We start from the raw sequence: 19,069 nt of genomic DNA, 5'->3' as shown, positions 1-19,069 counted from the left end.
TCCACCCGTGGCGGATTCGCCGCGGGGGATGGTGAAAACGGATAAGGATCGGGGTTGCGATTACCTGCTCGGTCAGCGCACCACCTCCTGCACAGGGGTGGCTTGAGTCGCCGGCGCGGGACGCCGGGCACTCAACAGCACATGCGTGACCATGCCGAAAATCAGCCCCCAAAATGCGGCGGACAAACCAAACAGCGACATGCCTGAGGCGGTGGTGAGAAAAGTCACCAGCGCGGCTTCTCGATCACTCGGCACCGCCATTGCACCGGCCAACGCCCCGGCTATCGCCGCGAACAGCGCCAGCCCGGCCAGGGCCGCGATCAGTTCCTTGGGGAACGCCGAAAACAACGAAACCAGCGTGGCTCCGAAGATCCCCAGCACCAGGTAACACAGCCCGCCCACGACCCCGGCCACATAGCGTTTGCGCGGATCTTCATGGGCCTCGCGACCGGTACAAATGGCCGCGGTAATCGCCGCCAGATTCAGCCCATGACAACCGAACGGTGCCAACAGCGCAGTGCCCAACGCACTGCTGGCGATGATCGGGCTGGCCGGCGTTGGGTAACCGCTGGCACGCAGCACCGCCATGCCGGGAACAAACTGGCCGGTCAGCGCCACCATCACCAGCGGCAAGGCGACATTCAGGATCGCGCTCAGGCTGAACGCGGGGGTGATCCATACCGGCGTGGCCAAGCCAATCACCAGCGCTTCGCGGTGCAAATCACCGGCGAGAAACGCAATCGAACAGCCCACCAGCAGCACCATCAACACCGCATAACGCGGCATCACCCGCTTGCAGATCAGGTACGTGGCAAACATCGCCAGCACCAACAGCGGCTTGCCTTGCAACGAGACGAACAGCCCCGTGCCGAAGCTGAACAGAATCCCCGCCAGCATCGCTGCTGCAATTGCCGCGGGCAGTTTGCCGATGATCCAGTCAAACGCCCCCGACACTCCGACCAGGAAAATAATCAGGCTGCTGACCAGATAAGCGCCCACCGCCTCCGGCATGGAGATCCCCGGCAACAACGCCACCAGCAATGCCGAACCTGGTGCCGACCACGCGATGATCACCGGGACGCGGTAACGCAGGCTCAAACCGATGCCGAGCACGGCGCTGCCGATGGAAATCGCCCAGACCCAGGACGACAAGACTTCACGCGAGAGGTGCGCGGTCTCGGCGGCCTGAAAGATGATCACCAAGGGGCCTGCATAGGAAATCACCGTGGCGATAACTCCGGCGACGGCAGCAGACAGGGAAAAGTCCTGGAATAACGCTTTCATGAAACCTCGCCGCAAGACTCGTCAGGCGATCCGTGGCACAGGCCCGGTCGCTCTTGTTCGGAAAAAAGTGTGGGCGACCAGGCAGGCGACACGGCATGACGCCGTGCCGACCGCTGTCTGGTTCAAGCGCTGGTCGGCGCTAGCGTCTGGACGGCACCTTTGGCGCTGCGCTGGTCGCTGATGGCGAACACGGTCATGGCGAGGGCGGCCACCGCACCGGGCAAGGCAAACGCCATGAAGTTCAGTTGCAGCGGCAGGCTGATCCCCAGCAACGCACCGCCCAGCAGTGGGCCGACGATCGCGCCGTTGCGGCCGATGCCTGAGGCCCAACCCAAACCGGTGGAGCGAATGGTCATGGAGTAGAACTGCGCGGCGCAGGCGTACAACAGAATCTGCGAGCCGATGGTGGTGGCGCCGGCAAGGGCAATCAGCAGGTACAACACCGGCATTGGACTGTTGAAGCCCAGCAAGGTGATCGATGCAGCAGCCACAACGAAGAACACCGCCAACACGCGCGGCAGGTTGAGCTTGTCGCCCAGCACCCCGCCGCCAACCGCACCGAATATGGCACCGAAGTTGAGCACCAGCAGGAACGACAGACTCGAACCCAGGCTGTAACCGGCGTTGGCCATCAGTTTCGGCAGCCAGGAACTCAAGGCGTAGACCATCAGCAAGCAGCAGAAGAACGCCAGCCACAGCATCAACGTGCGCAGCGCACGCCCCTCGCGGAACAGTTGCAACACCGGGGTGCCAGTGCCCTTCACTTCGCTCATGTGCAACTGATCGCTGGCGAGTGCAACGTAAGCCGGATCAACCCGTTCCAGAACGTGGCGCGCCTCTTCATTGCGCCCCTGACGCAGCATGAAACCCACCGATTCGGGCAGGAAGTACATGATCAGCGGCAACAACAGCAATGGCAGCACCGCCACGTAAAACACTGACTGCCAGCCAAAACTCGGGATCAGCACGATGCCGAGCCCCGCCGAGAGCATGCCGCCCACCGAGTAGCCGCTGAACATGATCGCCACCAACGTGCTGCGGATTTTCTTCGGTGCGTACTCGTTCATCAGCGCCACGACGTTGGGCATCACCCCGCCAATACCCAGCCCGGCAATGAACCGGCAGAGACCAAACTCGGTGGGGTTACGGGCAAAACCATTGAGCACGGTAAAACCGCTGAAGAGCATTACGCACAGGGTGATGGCTTTCTTGCGGCCGATCTTGTCCGACAGCGGGCCGAAAAACAGCGCGCCGAACATCATCCCGAACAGTGCATAACTTCCCAGCGCGCCGGCTTGCAGGGGACTGAGCCCCCACTCCTTCATCAGCATCGGCAACACCACGCCGTAGATCACCAAATCGTATCCGTCGAAGATGATGATCAGGGCGCACCAGAACAGCACCATCCAGTGAAAACGGTTGAATCGTGCGTTATCGATAACCTCATGTACGTCAATCTTGCGCATGGCATCTATCTCTTGTTGTTGTTTTTTTAAGAGTCGGTAACGCGGCTAACGTCCGTACAGCCGAGGGTAAAGACGCCGGGCACGGGGCAATAGCCGCTTTGCGCAGATCGCTATCCGTTTTGTGCAATGCCCTGAGTCGGGCGTGGGGCGGGGAGTGTTCCAAGAGCCTGTAGCAACCCTGTAGAGGGTTGATTCATGGACTAGACTCACCCGGTTAGTGATGGAGTTAAGTCAGGCGCCGTCCACATCTGACGCCAGTCTCGCTCCAAGCAATGCGCGATCTGCAAGCTGATAGTTGCACCTGCAGGGTCTATCTATCGGTAGTCAGCGACTGGCATAGGTGAGGCTTTGGTCATGGCAAAGAACAAGAAGAAAACCCCTGTTAAACGTAACGCCGCTGAACCCTTGAAACTGAAGAACAAAGACTATCTTGAGCAGTTACGCCTGCTGCATGTCGAAATGGTCAAGTTGCAGGAGTGGGTAAAAGCCAAGGGCATCAAGATCTGTATCGTCTTCGAGGGGCGCGACGGTGCCGGCAAGGGTGGGACGATCAAGGCGCTCACTGAAAGGGTGAGCCCGCGTGTCTTTCGGGTGGTGGCGCTACCTGCACCGACCGAGCGCGAGAAGAGCCAGATGTATATACAGCGCTACCTGGCGCACATGCCTGCGGCTGGAGAAGTGGTGATCTTCGATCGCAGTTGGTACAACCGCGCAGGGGTCGAGCGGGTGATGGGATTTTGTACCAATGAACAGACGACCCGTTTCCTGGCCCTGGCCCCCCTCATGGAACGCTTGATGGTCGACTCGGGCGTGATGCTGTTCAAGTATTGGCTGGAAGTCAGCGAAGAGGAGCAGACCCGCCGGCTCGAGGCGCGGATCAAGGATGGCCGCAAAATCTGGAAACTGACGCCAATGGATCTCAAGTCATACAGCCGTTGGTATGACTACTCGCGCGCACGTGACGACATGTTCAAGGCGACCGACACCGATCATGCTCCGTGGCTGGTGGCCGACTCGAACGACAAAAAGCGGGCCCGCCTCAACATCATCTCTGATTTGCTCAGCCGCATTCCGTACAAGAATGTACCGCGCGAGAAGGTGATTTTACCCAAACGGCAGAAATCAGGCGGCTATCGTGAGCCGAATTATCCGCTGCGGCGAATTCCAGAAAAATTCTGACCGGCACGTTCAAGCGGATCTGCGCTGTACACCAAAGGGCCACAGTCCTATGAGCCATTCGGATGCTTCGTCTCCCGTCCCGGAACCGGGCCGGATTACCCATCGGGATACCGGCGGCGACACCGGTTGGAGTCGCTGGCTGCCAGGACTGCGCACACTGCGCGGATACAAAATAGCCTGGTTTCGGCACGACCTCGTGGCCGGACTGGTACTGACCACGATGCTGGTGCCTGTCGGTATCGCCTACGCGGTGGCATCGGGCGTACCCGGCATCTATGGCCTTTACGCGACCATCGTTCCACTGCTCGCGTATGCGCTGTTCGGACCCAGCCGGATTCTGGTGCTGGGGCCGGATTCCTCGCTGGCTGCCGTTATCCTCGCCGTCGTCCTGCCACTGTCCGGCGGCGATCCGCATCGGGCAATCGCCCTTGCGGGCATGATGGCGCTCGTGTCGGGGGCGGTGTGCATCCTGGCCGGCATAGCGCGCCTTGGCTTTGTCACGGAGCTTCTTTCCAAACCGATCCGCTACGGGTACATGAACGGAATCGCGCTGACGGTATTGATCAGCCAACTGCCCAAGTTTTTCGGTTTTTCGATTGAATCCGACGGCCCGCTGAGAAACCTGTGGGCGATCGCTACAGCGATCATGGAGGGGAAAGCCAACTGGACCGCTTTCATGGTCGGCGCAGCTACTTTGGCGGTGATCCTGTTGCTCAAGAGCAACAAGCGCGTGCCGGGCATTCTGATCGCCGTGGCAGGAGCGACCGTCGCCGTGGGTGTACTGGACCTTGCCGCGCGCACTGGAATATCGGTCCTCGGCTCTCTGCCACAAGGCTTGCCTGCGTTCGCCATCCCCTGGATCACCAGTGCCGATATCGTCCCCGTCCTGATCGGCGGTTGCGCCGTTGCCCTGGTTTCGTTCGCCGATACCAGCGTGCTCTCGCGTGTCTATGCGGCGCGGACCCGTACCTATGTGGACCCGAACCAGGAAATGGTGGGCCTCGGAGTTGCCAATCTGGCCGCCGGGCTTTTTCAGGGTTTTCCAATCAGCAGCAGTTCGTCACGTACGCCCGTGGCCGAGGCCGCAGGCGCCAAAACCCAGCTGACCGGAGTCATCGGCGCGCTTGCTGTTGCCTTACTGCTGGTGGTGGCACCGGACCTGTTGAAGGATTTACCCACCAGCGCATTGGCTGCGGTAGTGATCGCTTCCGCCATCGGCCTGATCGAGGTCACTGACCTGCGACGAATCTATCGAATCCAGCGTTGGGAGTTCTGGCTGTCAATCGTCTGCACCGTCGGCGTGGCCGTGCTGGGAGCTATTGAAGGCATTGGCCTGGCCATCGTGATCGCCGTCATCGAATTTCTGTGGGATGGCTGGCGTCCCTACTCTGCCGTTCTGGGACGCGCGAAAGGCGTCAAGGGTTATCACGACATCAAGCGCTATCCCGACGCACGCCTAGTTCCAGGGCTAGTGCTGTTTCGCTGGGATGCGCCGTTGTTTTTCGCCAACGCCGAGTTGTTCCATGAGCGAGTGCTCGACGCAGTGGCTGCGTCGCCTACGCCAGTGCGCTGGTTGGTCGTTGCGGCGGAACCCGTCACCAGCGTGGACGTGACCTCTGCCGACATGTTGGCGGAGCTGGACGAAACCTTGCACGCGGCGGGCATCAAGTTGTGCGTGGCCGAGATGAAGGACCCGGTCAAGGACAAACTGAAGCGATTCGGGCTTTTCGCGCGGCTTGGCGAAACGGCGTTCTTTCCAACAATAGGCACTGCGGTCGACAGCTATCTGATGATTCATCCGGTGGATTGGGAGGACGAGGATCACTGAGTGGCAGCGCAAGTCTTTATCAATATTTACCGACTCGCCCGCGGCCTGCACGTCGCAAGCCCGTCTATGCTGGACTTACCGAACGCATGTCTTTGTCACCCTCTACAGGAGGTAATCAATGGTTCCCATACCCACTCTCGAAAAGGTTTTTTCCCGAGACCTGCTCGATGTACTGATTCGTGCCGGAGTGATTGCCGTCCTGGTGATGTTTTGCTTTCAGATATTCAGCCCGTTCCTCGACCTGATGCTATGGTCGGTGATCCTGGCAATCACCCTCTACCCCTTGCAAGTCAGGTTCAAAGGCAAGCTGGGGAACAAGGACGGGATCACCGCGACGCTGATCGTATTGATCGTCATCAGTATTCTTATGGTGCCTGTTTATTTGTTGGGAGCCTCGCTTGCGGATTCCGTGGAGAGGGTCATGACCATGGTCAAAACCGACAGTTTCCATATTCCGCCACCGTCCGATGCGGTCGCCAGCTGGCCACTGGTAGGAGAACCTCTCTATAACTTATGGGCACAAGCCACCACTGACCTGCCCGATCTGGCTCAAAAGTTCATACCGCAAATCAAAGGTATCAGCCTCTCCCTGCTGAGCAAGCTTGCGGGTGTCAGCATGGGACTCCTTTTATTCATCGTCGCCTTGCTTATTGCCGGTATTTTTTTAGCGTATGGCGAAAGCGGCCACCGCAGCGCGGTGCGAATCGTGACGCGCTTCAGCGGCCCGATCAACGGGCCGAAAATCGCCGATCTGTGCACCGCCACCATCCGGGCAGTGGCGTTGGGGGTGGTCGGCATTGCGTTCATTCAGATGCTGTTGGTGGGCATCGGCTTTGTGTTCATGGGCGTTCCCGGCGCCGGTATTCTCGCCTTGGCGGTGCTGCTTCTTGGCATCATGCAATTACCGGCAACCCTGATTACCCTTCCGGTCATCGTCTTTGTTTTCATGAGCGAAGGTGCCAGTACGGCGACCATTGTGTTTGCCATTTATGTCTTCATCGCGGGACTGGTCGATAACGTCCTCAAACCGCTGCTGCTCGGTCGTGGTGTTGATGTACCGATGCCAGTGGTGCTGATCGGAGCCTTGGGCGGCATGGTCACGAGCGGAATCCTCGGCCTGTTTATCGGCCCTGTGATACTCGCGGTCGGCTATCAGTTGTTCTGGGAATGGGTGGATCAGGCGCAAGAGCCCGGCCCAGACAACCAGGGACAGGCCTGACACAGCGGCAGAGGATATTCCCATGCTGTTGAATCTACTGGCCGGCCTTCCCGTGATGTTGTTATGCCTGGTACTGCAAGCCATTTTCGTGACTATGTGCCTGCGTCATTACGTGCATTTCAGGCATTCCAAACCGCCTGAAACGCAATGGCTGAATATCCTGTTGTTGTCGATGGTGATGCTGCTGATGTTGCTGAGTAATTTCGTGCAGATCGCCATCTGGGCCACGCTGTTCATGCTGCTCAACGAATTCGACGAATTCGCCATCGCGCTGTATCACTCGGCGGTCAACTTCGCCACGCTAGGCTACGGCGATATCGTCATGTCCTCTCGCTGGCGTCTGCTTGGCCCATTGGAGGCCGCCAACGGAATCCTGATGTTTGGTGTCTCCACCTCAGTGATGACCGCCGCGGTGATGGATGTCATAAAGCACAACATGGACAGGTTACTGCAGCGTGAACGCCCATAGGCATGCGCCGATCATGGCAGGGCTTTCTCCAGCGCCTCACGCAATTGTGCCGCCGTGGCGTATTCGTGCTTGCCCACCAATTGACCGTCCTTGAGCTGCAGCCAAAGCACTTTATCCACGGACCCGGGGTAGCGCGGCGCCACGCGACTGTCACGGTCAAGCATCACTCGATAGGAATAATCGCGCATGGCCGGTATTGCGAACATCTTCGCGATCAGTCGAGGCATGCGCTGGATGTCCGCGACGAATACCGCGTGCCGAGCCTCCAGGTAGCCCTTGGGCTGGTCCTGCAGAGCGGCGCCGACCAATTTGGCGGCGTCCATGCTGCGCGCCACCAGCAGCGTTTGAGTCTGGTTATCGAGCGTGAAGGCCTGATCGAACTGATCAAGTAAGGTCCACGGCGCCAAGCGCTCGCCAACCTCCAGCGCCTGAGCCCAAAGAGGCAGAAGACTGAGCAATACCACCGGCCAATATTTCAAGTTCTACTCCTCGTTCGAGCGCAAATACGTAATGGCCATCAGTCTACACCGCCCGTTCCGCGAGCTCAGTACTCCCGTTTACCGTTTCACGCTTTCTGCTTGTCGCAAATGATATTGAAGAATAAAGTCTGTCGCGGCCCACCCTCTGGATGCATTGATATTCGTGAGATCAACGAACCAACAATTTTTTGGAAAGTCTGTCGTAGGTACCAAAAGGCAACATTCTCTAAATATTTCTGCGAAAAAAGTCTGTCATTCAAGCGACAAAGGACTCACGTAGACTGGTGCAGGGGCGTGCTAATCAACCATCCTTGGAAGTAATTCACGATAATCGATTGGGTCGAACGCCCTCTTCTTGGGGGGATTGACCACACACAGACTCTAGCGAGGAGCTGCGCTGGACTGACCTTGCTGGCCATAGCTGCAAAAAAATGCACTAGACGTTTTGATGTGGGCCGGACGGGGGAAGTTTGTGCTATTTCCCAATCAGCAAGGAAACCTTTGCTCCCTGTAAATCATTTTTCTGCCCTGTTAACTATCCTGATTAACAGGGCAAAAATTTGGTTTACAAGAGCGCTCCTGTTCAGAAGCAGGTATTCAGGTCTATCTACGAAACCAGAGGCGATTCAAACCTCACCCTATGATGTTAAACACAACGCTGCCAGCCGGCAGGCTGTTGAACAGATGAGGGGCATGACAGAATATGCAAATGACTATACTTGCTAAGGATAGAAATGAGCTTTTTCGACCGTCTATTCTACTTTCGAGAGAGCGATGCCCGCTCACCCTTAGAAGACTTCCTTACAGAATTACTAGCCGAGTGGCTGCGTCAGGTCACTCTGTCCGGCAGAATTTCAGAGGTTTTGACCGGCCTGTTTAAACTGAACCCGAGTCAGCTAGGTAATCAAAACAACCTCAATACTATTGTATGGGAAACCCAGCACATCATTGGCCCGGGACACCGTGCAGAAGGGAAACGTCCAGACCTAATCGGTCGCACTACTGATTTTTTCCTAATCCTTGAGAACAAAATCGCAGCGGGTTTCACTCAGCACCAAGATGTTTTGGGCGAGATCAATCAGCTTGCCCTTTACGAGTCTTACCGGCACGAACGAGTAGAGCCATATGGCGGCCTTGTGCTACTTACACACTTCACGCTGCCACCTAAAGACTGGTCACATGGTGCGGTTTACTGGCGCGATGTAGAGCAATACCTGCGCGCGTTTGTAGGTGATAGTTCGGCCACCTCGATCTCGACACTAGATTACTTTACCCGGCAACTAACCTTGTTTCTTGGAGAGAATGGCATGAGCGGTACCCGCATCGCATTACAAGACATCACCGCATATCCTGCCTACCAGCGGCTCACAGAAGGCCTATATGGACTGGGAAGCATCGCCGAGAACCGCCTAAAGCTAGCGTTCCTGCAAGAGGATTTGCAGCAGCTAAAGGCCCCACGTGGTGGGAGCGGCGGTGATTTTATTTGGCCAGCATTCTTTGGATGGACATTATGCAATGGTGGCTACAAGCCCCATGATGCCCACCTCATACTCTGGAGTGGGACCATTGCTGGTGAAGTTTACCAGTCCATCAAGCCTGCTACTGTCGGTATTCCTGACCTGTCTGTTGGTATCGGTCTTTGGTGTAATCCAGTATCCGAAGAGGAACAAGGCCGCCTGAATGAACTGGTTCACCAGTTGAATTCACTGTCCTTAACTCAGTGGATTTTTAGCGTCCAGCATCGCGTAGGGTATGGTCCGATCATCTTGCTGTACACACGACGCTCGCTAATTGATGTTCATGTTCAAGCTGACGGTGGCGACTTCGATGACATCGCTGGTGAGTTTTTCCAAATCCACTGCACGGCGCTACTCAAAGTACTATCCACGCAATTACCCGGAACTGATAAAAGCGTTGCGCAGTACATGCTGGACCTGACCCCGGCAGAATGAACCATGTGGACTTTCGTCCACTAACGTTAGCTCTGAGTCGACTTCTGCCGGTCGCGACAGGAGCAGCCACTTCTACAATCTCCTGCAATCGTGCTATCAGGAAAACCCTCCTCGCTTAAGACGGCCAGTTTCTTCAGGCGTCGTTGCCCTTACGGGGAGGCCGTTTCGGTGAGAAATATCGAAGCTGCCTCTACTCATCCTCCCAGCGGGAGGCCGTAGCGCATTTATTTGTGCTCAGGTCTTGCTTACAAGACTCATCACCGCATGTGGGGTACTGGCTACTCAACTCACATTGGACGATCCTGCTCGCACGTGGTCGTCACCACTCAGACCAGTTCGGCGCCACTCAAGGTCACCAGGGTGACCATGTAAAAGTGCATGCGATGGCCCTGTCCGCGCGGCTCGGTGCCGCCGGTGCTCTTGCGCCTCTCAGTTCTACGAATGAGTAGAGAGTCCGTCTTGGCCTGCTCCCTGAACATTATTTGTATTGGAAGTAGCGGGCACGCCGTGAGGTGTTGCCGAGGCAGCAGGTGTCGGTGCAGCAGGCTTGGCCGCGGCTGGTTTTTTGACCGCTGGTTTTGCAACATGCTCTACGGCTGGTTTTTTCGCAGCAGGTTTCGCAACAGGCTTGGATGCCGCTACGGCTGGTTTTTTCACAGCAGGTTTCGCAACAGGCTTGGATGCCGCTACGGCTGTTTTTTTCACAGCAGGTTTCGCAGCAGACTTGGATGCCGCCACGGCTGGTTTTTTCACAGCAGGTTTCGCAGCAGACTTGGCCGCAGCTACGGCTGGTTTGCCAGCCCTTGGAGCAGCGTTTGTACCCACTACTAGTGCTGCAATCGGTTGTACGGTGAGTTCTACACCTATCGCCTTCATCAGTTTTCTAATGGTCTCAAACCGCGTTTTCGCGCCGGATTTCAGCACCTTGTAAAGGCTTTCACGATTGACCCCAGCATCCTTGGCGACCTTATTTACGCCTTTAGCTTTTGCGACTTCTGCCAAAGCATGAATGAGACCTTCCGTATCACCGGCTTTCATACTTTCAGCCAAATAAGCCGCCATAGCTTCCGGGCTGTCGAGAAAGCGCGAAGCTTCATAACGAGTCGTACCAGAAGCGTTGAGGCTGAGGATCGGCATATCCCCGGGGTTGAATTTCGTATCGCTCATATCATTGGCCTCTCAGCGCATCGAGGATCGTTTTAGCTCGCTTGATACCTCGCTTTTGATCCGTTTTATCGCTTCCGCTGAGCATCAAGAACTCAGCTTTCCCCGAGCGTACAAAGTAAATTCTGTACCCTGGTCCTACAAAAACACGCATTTCGCTCACCCCATCGCCTACCGGTTCGCAATCTCCAAAATTGCCGTCTCCGGCGCGATCCAGGCGGGCCAAGATGGCCGCTTTTCCTTGAACATCCTTCACACCGTCAAGCCAATCCTCAAACTCGGGCGTTTGGTGGATCTCGCATGTTTTTTTCTTATTGATCATAGTCCCATGTGTAGCCAGATGGCTACTCCTTGTCGGTGCGAGGTTGAGCGCAGGTCAAGGTGAAAACCGTCAAAAGCGCTCTGGTTCAAGACAACGTGTTCCTACGTGAAGTCTGAGAGATCAAACAAACCCCGTCCCTCAGCTACGAAGTATCCAACCCTCCAACGTAGCCAGCGTATCGCGCATGGCTGCGATCGACTTTTGCGCGAATCTAGTGAGATTTAGCAAAATTCGCTAGACATCGCTAGACCTTCCTATATTTGGTTGGCCTGGGGAGTCGTCGGACTAGAGGACTGCCTAATGGCCGCGGGCGCGAACTCCCGCTCTTGCGGCTTGTCATCAAAATTCCAGGCGCGCTCCTCTTCGTTCTTCATTCCCATGACGAGGTAACGGCCGGACTGAAGATCGCAAAGCGCATCCATGGTGAAAGAAGGCAACTGCTCATGTTAGTAAAACTGGGCATGCCCTTCAGTGACTCGCCAAAGGGCATCTCGACAGTCGTAGTGGTCAACGGTGGCGATCCGCCAACACTATGATCACCGCAGCGATGTAATTGACCTGGATAGGTGGAACAGATTCGGGGGTGAGTCAGTTACTCAGGGGCCGTACTCAAATGGAGATCTCTAATTAGAGCTTTGCGATACCGCAACGGTGTTCCATTGAGCTCGATAAATAACAATCGATTTGCTGCGTTCACAAGCATGGGCATTTGATGGCTGGGAATACACACATAACCCGTCAACTGTTTGTCATTGATGTGGAGGGAGCCGATGGCCGCTGGTTGCTCTACCAAGGTATCCAGCCATGGATCGGCTACTAAACGCAGAAGTGCTTCTGGATATTTGAATTCCTCTGGAGAGGTAACACGCCCCACCAAGGTCAAGGTGGCCATCTCCTTAAAGTGGCTCTTCCCTTGCCACCGGTCCGTAGGCCGAGATAGGTAGAACGACCAGCTAAAATCCCAGCTTATGATCTGTATTTCATACCGAGCGAACAGCGTCTCTAACCGAGACCGGCCACGTTTTTTTGGAAGCTTACTCGGAGGAATTTTTGCCATAGCCTTTCCGTTTGTGAGACAAGCCATGATCTCTGGGCAGGTGCGGCAGTTCCTGGTCTGCAGCACTAACTGGAATTACCGTCTCACGTGTCCGGGGAGATGCAAGGCTGAGGTGAGCGGCTTATTGCCACCACTGTAGGATGTCCCAGCGGAGGATTTATCGGGATTTGTGAAGGGAATGGCCAAGCTACATGCATCACTGTATACGAGATTCAAGCGCTGGTTCCGCAGGCCTAGTGACCCTGCAGCTAATGTCAATTACGTACGGCTAAACTCTCAACAGGGTCTTTTATACAAAATTGGCTTCACGACCACGGCTAGCCTGGTTGATCGCATGGCGTATGGTGGTCACGGCGATCAAAAACTTATCGATAAAGAGTTTTTCTTCACGCAGCTCGACGATGCATGGGATGTTGAGCAAACACTATGGTGTACCGATGCGAATTCCGCCCTTACAAAATGAGGTGATCAGGGAGCTGCTAACAACGCCGACACCCGAAGCCGTCGCCCCTGTACCAGCCCTATTCCAGCCGCCCGAGCCAACTCGGCGAGGTCGCCATAGCGCTTTAAGCTTGCGTCGGTGGCGTAGGCAACGACCGCGGCCGCTGATGCATGCATAGCGGAGACAAGCATTTGGCGCTCGACCGCCCCTAGCGCCAGCAGATGGATGGGGTCAAACAGAAGGAGATCGGGTTTCTTCCCGGAAGCCATGATCGCTTTCAGCTCCACTTCCCACTTTTCTGCGTGAACGGCAGGCGCGCTATTGTCCTGAACGCATACTCCGACTTCGACCGGCGCTGCATTGCTTTGTACTCCGTGCAGCACGGCGTTCGGCTTGGCAATTTTTAGCAGATCCAACAGCAGCCCATCGCCACAGCCGAGGTGGACGATCGGTCCTCGTGCGCGCTTTATGACCGCCTCTTGTTCCCACAGGATTGTCGCGAAACGCGAACGGCGAGCAAACTCACTGGCGAACGAAGGGTCCGTGTGGATGAAGGTGTCGATCTCTGGCGATAGCATCCAGGGTTTATGCATCGTTACGGCAATGCGATTGCTACGTTCGTGCAGTGCCGTTCGGTAAGCAAAGCGTAAACCCGGCATCTTTACTTCCATTAGGCCTGCACGCAGCGTGGCACTTGGCTGGACGTGTTGTAGTGTTTTCCACGCCTGGGCCGCGTCATTGAAGCCAAGGGCGAGCGCTCGCACAATAAAGGCGTTCACAATTTCGACAGTGGCAGGGCAGTCGAGTGAGCACGGTGCGTGCCGCAGTGGCGTGAGGCCAAGCGGCGCGAGCGCTACATATGCGTGTAAGGGACCGTTTCCGCCATTAAGCAGGAGCCGGTCACTCGTAGATTCGCGGGCCAAGGCGCAACATGGAGGCACCGGGCTGGCAGCGCTGTGAAGCGGAAATACGGCATTGCGCCCCGTCACCTCCAATGCATAGGTGATGCGGGTGCGTGGGTCGAGCGCCTCGCCTGCGACAAGCACGGGAGAGACGGGGGCGCCCTCATCGAACGCGCAGTCGCACACGGTTGCCTTCAAGCTCATCTCCTGAACCCATTCGAGCGTTTCGGCAAGAGCGCGATATGGAGCCCAGAAGCGCATCCATGCCAGCCCGCCGTGCTTGACGTCGGCAAGATCGGTGACCAAGGAGGCGTGGACCATGCCTGGAATTTGGCTTCGCCATTGGTCCCCTTCTTCCGATGCGGCGAAACTAAGACGTCCGCGCGCGCGCGCGGCGCCATCCGCAGGTCCGGATCCCGCACTCGGCCAAGACCGCGATACGGCATCGAGCATCATAGTCCGCCAACCAGATCGCAGGCTTCGCGCAATAACCGGTCGTGACCATCCCGCCAACCCTCGACAATGATGGCTTCGACTGCGGTACGCTGAGGCGACTGGCTCAGTACCGCCCTACCTTCGGACAGGAGACGGGCTTCGGTATCTTCGAAGAGTCCGAACCACACCAAACAATCAACGGAACGAAGGCGCCAGTCGCCGTCAATCGCGGTGCCCGGACAGTTTCCCTTGCACATTAGAAAGAACCGGCAACCCTTGCATCCGCCTTCCTCCTGCGGCATTGCGTACAGTCCGAGCTGGCGTTCGTAGCCATTGACTGTGGCAGGTGTATATGCAATGCCATCCTTGTTTGTGCGGCCACAATTGGATCGCCGGCCATCCCCTTCGACACCTATGACGGCGCGGGTCAGATAGGGGTCGCATGCCCGAAACACGCAGGACGCTTCATCGTCTTGCCCAAGAAGCATCGACTCTAGTTCGCGGAACAAATCGAATCGCATGCATACCAGCGTCCGTTCGAGTGCGCGCAGGCGGCGCATGGCCAGCAGCGCCTGCTCCGTAGTCAGCACCAGATCCTCGGCTGGCCCGGCATTATCGTTTTCGAGCAGGTGTAGGCGCACGCGCGTTACACCCAAAGTGTCGAGAAACTGCAACCAGCCGCAGAGGTGGGCGAGCCGTTCACCAACCGCATTCAAACGGTGAAGCGTGACGATGACCCCCGGCGGCGCGCCTGTCCGACACATGGTTTCGATCACCGCCTCAGTCATCGCCGTAGCGCGACGGGTCGCGCGAAGGCTGCCGGCCCAGCGCGCATCGTTCAATTCGCCGGGGCCATCGATCGAGACTCCTACCTTTACGTTATGTTCAAGGAACAGGTCGATATCGCGTTCCTTGACCAAGGTGCCGTTCGTTTGAAGGCCTACCTGGCCATAGCGGCGCTGGCCGAACTCCAGAAGGTGCTCTAAATCGCGTCGCTTGGTCAGCATAATCTCGCCGCCAAACAACGTGAACGGCTCATCGAGTTCGTTCAGTACTTCGATGATCTTCGAAATCTCATAACGATTACCAGCGGTGCTACTGGCACGGGTACCTTCCTGATAGCAATATGTACAGCCGATATTGCATTTATCGCCAAGCGGTCGCACTTCGACACTCATAGCGTTCTCCTGTTATATCTGGACGCTGCTTGACGCAACGTACCCAAAAGGCAGGTCGGCCCGATCCTCATCGCTAAATAGCTCGTTCCCGCTGGTAACTATCAGCGAAATCACCCGGTCCTGATCGGTTAACAGATAATTGCGGTAGAGCAGGTTGCCAAGAGCTGCTTCGATTTCGCTCGGGCTCCACCTGTCGGTCAAGATGTCGAATTTGGCGATCGCGCGCGCCGATCGGCAATGCCCGATGATGGCGGTTTCGAGTTCGCTAGCGACAAAGAAGCGCTCGATGGCACACCGGCGGGTATCTTCGATCAAGCAGCGGCCTTCGCATGGAAGCGCGACCAGGCGAGGCGGAGTAGTCCCGGGTAGCCAGGCACTGCGCCAAGCCGCGATAGCTTGTTTTAGGGGAATCAGGTCGGATTCGCTGGCTGCCCGTGGCGCATAGCCATCGAAGAAATAGGCCAAGCCAAAAAGCGCATCGGCAGGGAGGTTGAAAATTGCGCCATATGAGCTTACCGGCTGTACGTCGGTAAAACCGATTGCCTCCGCTTGCTCGAAGTTGGGGCTGAAACGATCGAGTCGGATCCGGCCGCATCCGACTGGCGGCTGCAAATGCTCTAACATTGGAACGATGCGGGCCACATCGTCAAAATCCGCTGCGGCCTCCCCAGGAAAGCCGTACAGCATCGACCAGATCGCGCACATGCCAAATTCGCGGCAATTGCGTAGCAGGCGCAGATTGAGCATGCGGTCGACACCTTTGCGCATCAACTTGAGTACAGGGTCAGAGAGGCTTTCAATGCCTGGTTGTATCCACACCACACCGGCCTTGCCAAGTATGCGCAGCTTCGCTTCATCAAGGTTTGACTTGATTTCGTAAAAAAAGCGGTATTGCTGCACGTTGCCGTCTAGTTCGGCAATTACGCGGTCGACGTGCCCCATGCTCAGGATATTGTCGCATGCGGAAAAACGTTTGATGCCGTATGCACGCGCCAAAACTCCCAGTTCGCGCAGTACGCGGTTCCCGCTTTTCTCTCTGAATACCATGCTTGTGGCATTGAGCCCACAGAAAGTACAGTGGTTTTTTTGCCCCCACCAGCAACCTCGCGAGGATTCGAACGGCACGCTGCTGCGTATCCGGTGTGCTTCAGACATTCTGGCCAGTTGGCTGAAGTAGTCGCTGTAGTCCGGGATCGGCAAGTCATCGAGTTCGCGGACCGGTTGGGACAGCGGGTGCGTACCCGACATACGTCCCAGCCAGCCTTGGGTGCGGCGGGGCGAACGTCCGGCTAGCAAGGCTTTGACGAAATCAGGGAATAATGCGTCGGCCTCGCCTGTAAATACATAGTCGATCTGTGGGTAATGTTGGATCAGCACGGCCCCCATCGGACCGTGGCAATTTGCGCCACCGAAGCAAATGATGATTTCCGGTGCAGCACGTTTGACGGAAGCCGCGATCTCCAGCGATGCCATGGTCTGTTGGAACATGGTAGTGAAACCCAAGATGCGTGGCTTGCGCCTGAGGATAGCTTGCGCTGCCTGCAGGATAAATGCGGGTGCCGTCTTGGATTTGATGGCCTCTAGATCGTCGAACTTATGTTGCTCTAAGGCCGTGTTGAGTTGTCCCTCGAAGACGGCTCGATTTTTTGCATTTACGGCCGGTGCTGGCTGTTCGAATAGCCATTCGCCAGCGAGGAGATGGCTTGGCAAAGTCTCGCCAAGGCGTTCGTTCAGGTCAATACCAATCATCTCGGCGAACATCAGATTCAAGTAGAGGGATTCGGTGCGTACCCCAATGGCCGTGAGCGCCGACTGCAGTAGCCCGAGTGCGGCCGAAGGCCGCAGCACCGACATAACCGGGGCCGACACTAGCAAAACGTCAGTCGTCATGTTGTCACCCATTTCAACACGACATTCTCCGACTGGCCCTCGGCGCACCTGGCGGCGGCCGTGTGTCGCGCCCGTCTTAGCAACAAAGGGGAGGAAAACATGCGGTCGCAAGCCGTGCAGATACCATCGAAATCCGTGGTGCGCATCGGCGCCGTATCGGCAGCGGTAATGTCGGCCAGGATTGCCACCGGCCCGTCCTTGCTGATCCAACGATATAAAGGGTCTTGCTGGGCCCGCGCTACCGCAATCTCCAAGCCATCATCCACTAGGTTTCCAACCACCATTGAGGAGTGGTGAGGCAAGACACCGCAACAGGGGATCACGTTACCTTGTGGATCGATTTGGACGTTCCGAAACACCGACTGGCAGGCCCCCCGATAGACCTCTGCATGCTCGGTGCGTGTGTGAAGGCGGACTTCGTCTACGGCAGCGGCCCGGCCGGTTGAGTTCACAGCCGTTTCGTAAATTTGAATGGCGCTCGCCTCTTGCAGTCCTAATTGCGCGCGCAGCGTCGCGGCGGTGATCGCGGCGCCAGGTTCGACCACTACGGCGATTCTTAACTTGAGAGAACGCAGGACTGCGGCAGCCACCGCATTAGCGATGTAATGCAGGCCTAGGAAAGCGGCATGGGCATCATCGTAAGATACAGTTATTTCGCTCAATCCAGCATCGCATAGCTTGTCGACGACCTTCTGAGCGTGGCCCGGGGACTTCGCCCAGAAAGCGCTGGTTGTGATACCGGTGCTAAGTCCTAGTCCGGCAGCTAGCGCGATTGCATCGGCTAGCAGGTCGGGATGCAGCAAAGGGTCGCCGCCGACAAAGTGGACTGCCCGGAACGCTTGGATGCCGGCAGCTTGTGAAATGGCTAGCGCTATCTGTTCAAATGACAGATGACCAGCCTTGAACATATCGGACGAATAACAGCAATGAGCACACTTTAAGGGACATTGAAGTGTAACGTTGATGACCAGAGCTGCGGGCAGCGTTTCCATGGCGTTGCTCCGTATTCGTTACAAGCAAAAACTGGCCGACCTGTACAAACGGACCTCTTCAGAACAGCCAGTTTTTTCGCCGATCTACATATAGGTGCCACTAAATATCGATGTGTACTATGCCCGCTTGTCTTGGCGCTTTCGCGATGGGGAACACACCTTTGGCTTTGATCATCGCTTCGATGTCCGCGTCAACAGTGATGCCTTGTGCCTCAAGAAATGCAATCGGGTCTTTGGTGATCTCGGATGGGAGTGGGGGTTTGGCTTTTAGCGCTTGGGCAGCCTGCATCACTTTGCTGTGATCGATACTCGTAATATTATTCATATCATTCCCTCTGTTTAGTTAAAGAAAACGCTCATCCACGTGTTGCGCATTGAACTGATCTTAGCTCATTAAAATGTTGTCACCAGCACATAATAGAATAAGAAAATTTCTCTCAGAGCCAAAGCAAGCAGAGATTTCCCTCGGTTTTTATTTATGGGTGCCACTAAATATCGATGTGTAATATGCCCGCTTGTCTTGGCGCTTTCGCGAGAGGAAACATACCTTTGGCTTTGATCATCGCTTCGATGTCCGCGCCAACAGTAATGCCTTGTGCCTCAAGAAATGCAATCGGGTCTTTGGTGATCTCGGATGGGAGTGGGGGATTGGCTTTTAGCGTCTGGGCAGACTGCATCACTTTGCGGTGATCGATACTCGTAATATTTTTCATATCATTCCCTCAGCTTAGTTAAGAAAAACGCTCATTCACGTTTTATGCACGGAACTGAGATTAGCTCATTGCAATGTTGTCATCAGCACATAACGAAA

General features: G+C 56.3%; 18 protein-coding genes and 1 pseudogene. 6 read left to right on the top strand and 13 right to left on the bottom strand.

Annotation, left to right across the window (positions count from 1 at the left end; genetic code table 11):
* Positions 1 to 72 precede the first annotated feature (72 nt).
* Both PSH88_RS04735 and PSH88_RS04730 read right to left on the bottom strand, forming a co-directional pair.
* Entirely contained in the window at positions 73 to 1,284 is a 1,212-nt protein-coding gene (locus PSH88_RS04735) for a benzoate/H(+) symporter BenE family transporter (protein WP_305425142.1), read from the bottom strand.
* Between the two features lie 122 nt (positions 1,285 to 1,406).
* Positions 1,407 to 2,750 carry an MFS transporter gene (locus PSH88_RS04730; protein WP_305425141.1) on the bottom strand — a complete coding sequence of 448 codons (1,344 nt, stop codon included), beginning with the start codon at positions 2,748 to 2,750 and terminating at the stop codon, positions 1,407 to 1,409.
* Between the two features lie 354 nt (positions 2,751 to 3,104).
* Here PSH88_RS04730 and ppk2 point away from each other — a divergent pair, with 354 nt between their 5' ends.
* From ppk2 to PSH88_RS04710, 4 genes are all read left to right on the top strand, one after another.
* Positions 3,105 to 3,929: a polyphosphate kinase 2 gene (gene ppk2, locus PSH88_RS04725; protein ID WP_305425140.1), complete on the top strand. Its 825-nt coding sequence runs from the start codon at positions 3,105 to 3,107 to the stop codon at positions 3,927 to 3,929.
* Between the two features lie 49 nt (positions 3,930 to 3,978).
* Positions 3,979 to 5,757 (top strand): SulP family inorganic anion transporter, encoded by a 1,779-nt coding sequence (locus PSH88_RS04720; protein ID WP_305426939.1) that lies wholly within the window; start codon positions 3,979 to 3,981, stop codon positions 5,755 to 5,757.
* A 118-nt stretch (positions 5,758 to 5,875) separates the two neighbouring features.
* Positions 5,876 to 6,976, top strand: coding sequence for an AI-2E family transporter (locus tag PSH88_RS04715; RefSeq protein WP_305425139.1), 1,101 nt, complete (start codon positions 5,876 to 5,878; stop codon positions 6,974 to 6,976).
* A gap of 22 nt (positions 6,977 to 6,998) precedes the next feature.
* Positions 6,999 to 7,445: a potassium channel family protein gene (locus PSH88_RS04710; protein ID WP_305425138.1), complete on the top strand. Its 447-nt coding sequence runs from the start codon at positions 6,999 to 7,001 to the stop codon at positions 7,443 to 7,445.
* 11 nt (positions 7,446 to 7,456) lie between these two features.
* On the opposite strand, the gene PSH88_RS04705 is transcribed toward PSH88_RS04710, so the two are convergent.
* Positions 7,457 to 7,924, bottom strand: coding sequence for an FAD/FMN-containing dehydrogenase (locus PSH88_RS04705; RefSeq protein ID WP_305425137.1), 468 nt, complete (start codon positions 7,922 to 7,924; stop codon positions 7,457 to 7,459).
* A gap of 734 nt (positions 7,925 to 8,658) precedes the next feature.
* Here PSH88_RS04705 and PSH88_RS04700 point away from each other — a divergent pair.
* The gene (locus PSH88_RS04700; RefSeq protein ID WP_305425136.1) at positions 8,659 to 9,876 is read left to right on the top strand and encodes a hypothetical protein; all 1,218 of its coding nucleotides are present in this window, start codon (positions 8,659 to 8,661) and stop codon (positions 9,874 to 9,876) included.
* Between the two features lie 762 nt (positions 9,877 to 10,638).
* Here PSH88_RS04700 and PSH88_RS30400 read toward each other — a convergent pair.
* From PSH88_RS30400 to PSH88_RS04685, 4 genes and pseudogenes are all read right to left on the bottom strand, one after another.
* Positions 10,639 to 11,043: pseudogene (locus PSH88_RS30400) on the bottom strand (addiction module antidote protein); the annotation flags it as partial.
* A gap of 1 nt (position 11,044) precedes the next feature.
* Positions 11,045 to 11,362 (bottom strand): type II toxin-antitoxin system RelE/ParE family toxin, encoded by a 318-nt coding sequence (locus tag PSH88_RS04690; protein ID WP_305425134.1) that lies wholly within the window; start codon positions 11,360 to 11,362, stop codon positions 11,045 to 11,047.
* 254 nt (positions 11,363 to 11,616) lie between these two features.
* A complete protein-coding gene (locus PSH88_RS30395; RefSeq protein ID WP_370694693.1) occupies positions 11,617 to 11,736 on the bottom strand; it encodes a hypothetical protein in 120 nt (39 codons plus the stop codon).
* Positions 11,737 to 11,954: 218 nt separating this feature from the next.
* Complete coding sequence (locus PSH88_RS04685; RefSeq protein ID WP_305425133.1) at positions 11,955 to 12,254, bottom strand: hypothetical protein; 300 nt, start codon at positions 12,252 to 12,254, stop codon at positions 11,955 to 11,957.
* A gap of 343 nt (positions 12,255 to 12,597) precedes the next feature.
* On the opposite strand from PSH88_RS04685, the gene PSH88_RS04680 reads away from it, so the two are divergent.
* Positions 12,598 to 12,882, top strand: coding sequence for a hypothetical protein (locus PSH88_RS04680; RefSeq protein WP_305425132.1), 285 nt, complete (start codon positions 12,598 to 12,600; stop codon positions 12,880 to 12,882).
* Positions 12,883 to 12,887: 5 nt separating this feature from the next.
* On the opposite strand, the gene PSH88_RS04675 is transcribed toward PSH88_RS04680, so the two are convergent.
* The 6 genes from PSH88_RS04675 to PSH88_RS04650 form a co-directional block, all read right to left on the bottom strand.
* On the bottom strand, positions 12,888 to 14,069 hold the full coding sequence (locus PSH88_RS04675) for a hypothetical protein (RefSeq protein ID WP_305425131.1): 1,182 nt from the start codon (positions 14,067 to 14,069) through the stop codon (positions 12,888 to 12,890).
* A gap of 146 nt (positions 14,070 to 14,215) precedes the next feature.
* Positions 14,216 to 15,376 carry a radical SAM protein gene (locus PSH88_RS04670; RefSeq protein WP_305425129.1) on the bottom strand — a complete coding sequence of 387 codons (1,161 nt, stop codon included), beginning with the start codon at positions 15,374 to 15,376 and terminating at the stop codon, positions 14,216 to 14,218.
* A 12-nt stretch (positions 15,377 to 15,388) separates the two neighbouring features.
* A complete protein-coding gene (locus PSH88_RS04665) occupies positions 15,389 to 17,266 on the bottom strand; it encodes a RiPP maturation radical SAM C-methyltransferase (protein ID WP_305425128.1) in 1,878 nt (625 codons plus the stop codon).
* Complete coding sequence (locus PSH88_RS04660; RefSeq protein ID WP_305425127.1) at positions 17,263 to 18,258, bottom strand: radical SAM/SPASM domain-containing protein; 996 nt, start codon at positions 18,256 to 18,258, stop codon at positions 17,263 to 17,265. The genes PSH88_RS04665 and PSH88_RS04660 overlap by 4 nt, the downstream gene beginning before the upstream one ends.
* A gap of 100 nt (positions 18,259 to 18,358) precedes the next feature.
* Entirely contained in the window at positions 18,359 to 18,583 is a 225-nt protein-coding gene (locus PSH88_RS04655; RefSeq protein ID WP_305425126.1) for a hypothetical protein, read from the bottom strand.
* Positions 18,584 to 18,746: 163 nt separating this feature from the next.
* Entirely contained in the window at positions 18,747 to 18,971 is a 225-nt protein-coding gene (locus PSH88_RS04650; RefSeq protein WP_305425125.1) for a hypothetical protein, read from the bottom strand.
* Positions 18,972 to 19,069: the final 98 nt, after the last annotated feature.

This window comes from Pseudomonas wuhanensis, from assembly GCF_030687395.1.
Lineage (GTDB): Bacteria > Pseudomonadota > Gammaproteobacteria > Pseudomonadales > Pseudomonadaceae > Aquipseudomonas > Aquipseudomonas wuhanensis.
Note: the sequence above shows the minus strand (reverse complement) of the source record. Positions and strands in the feature narration are given on the sequence as shown.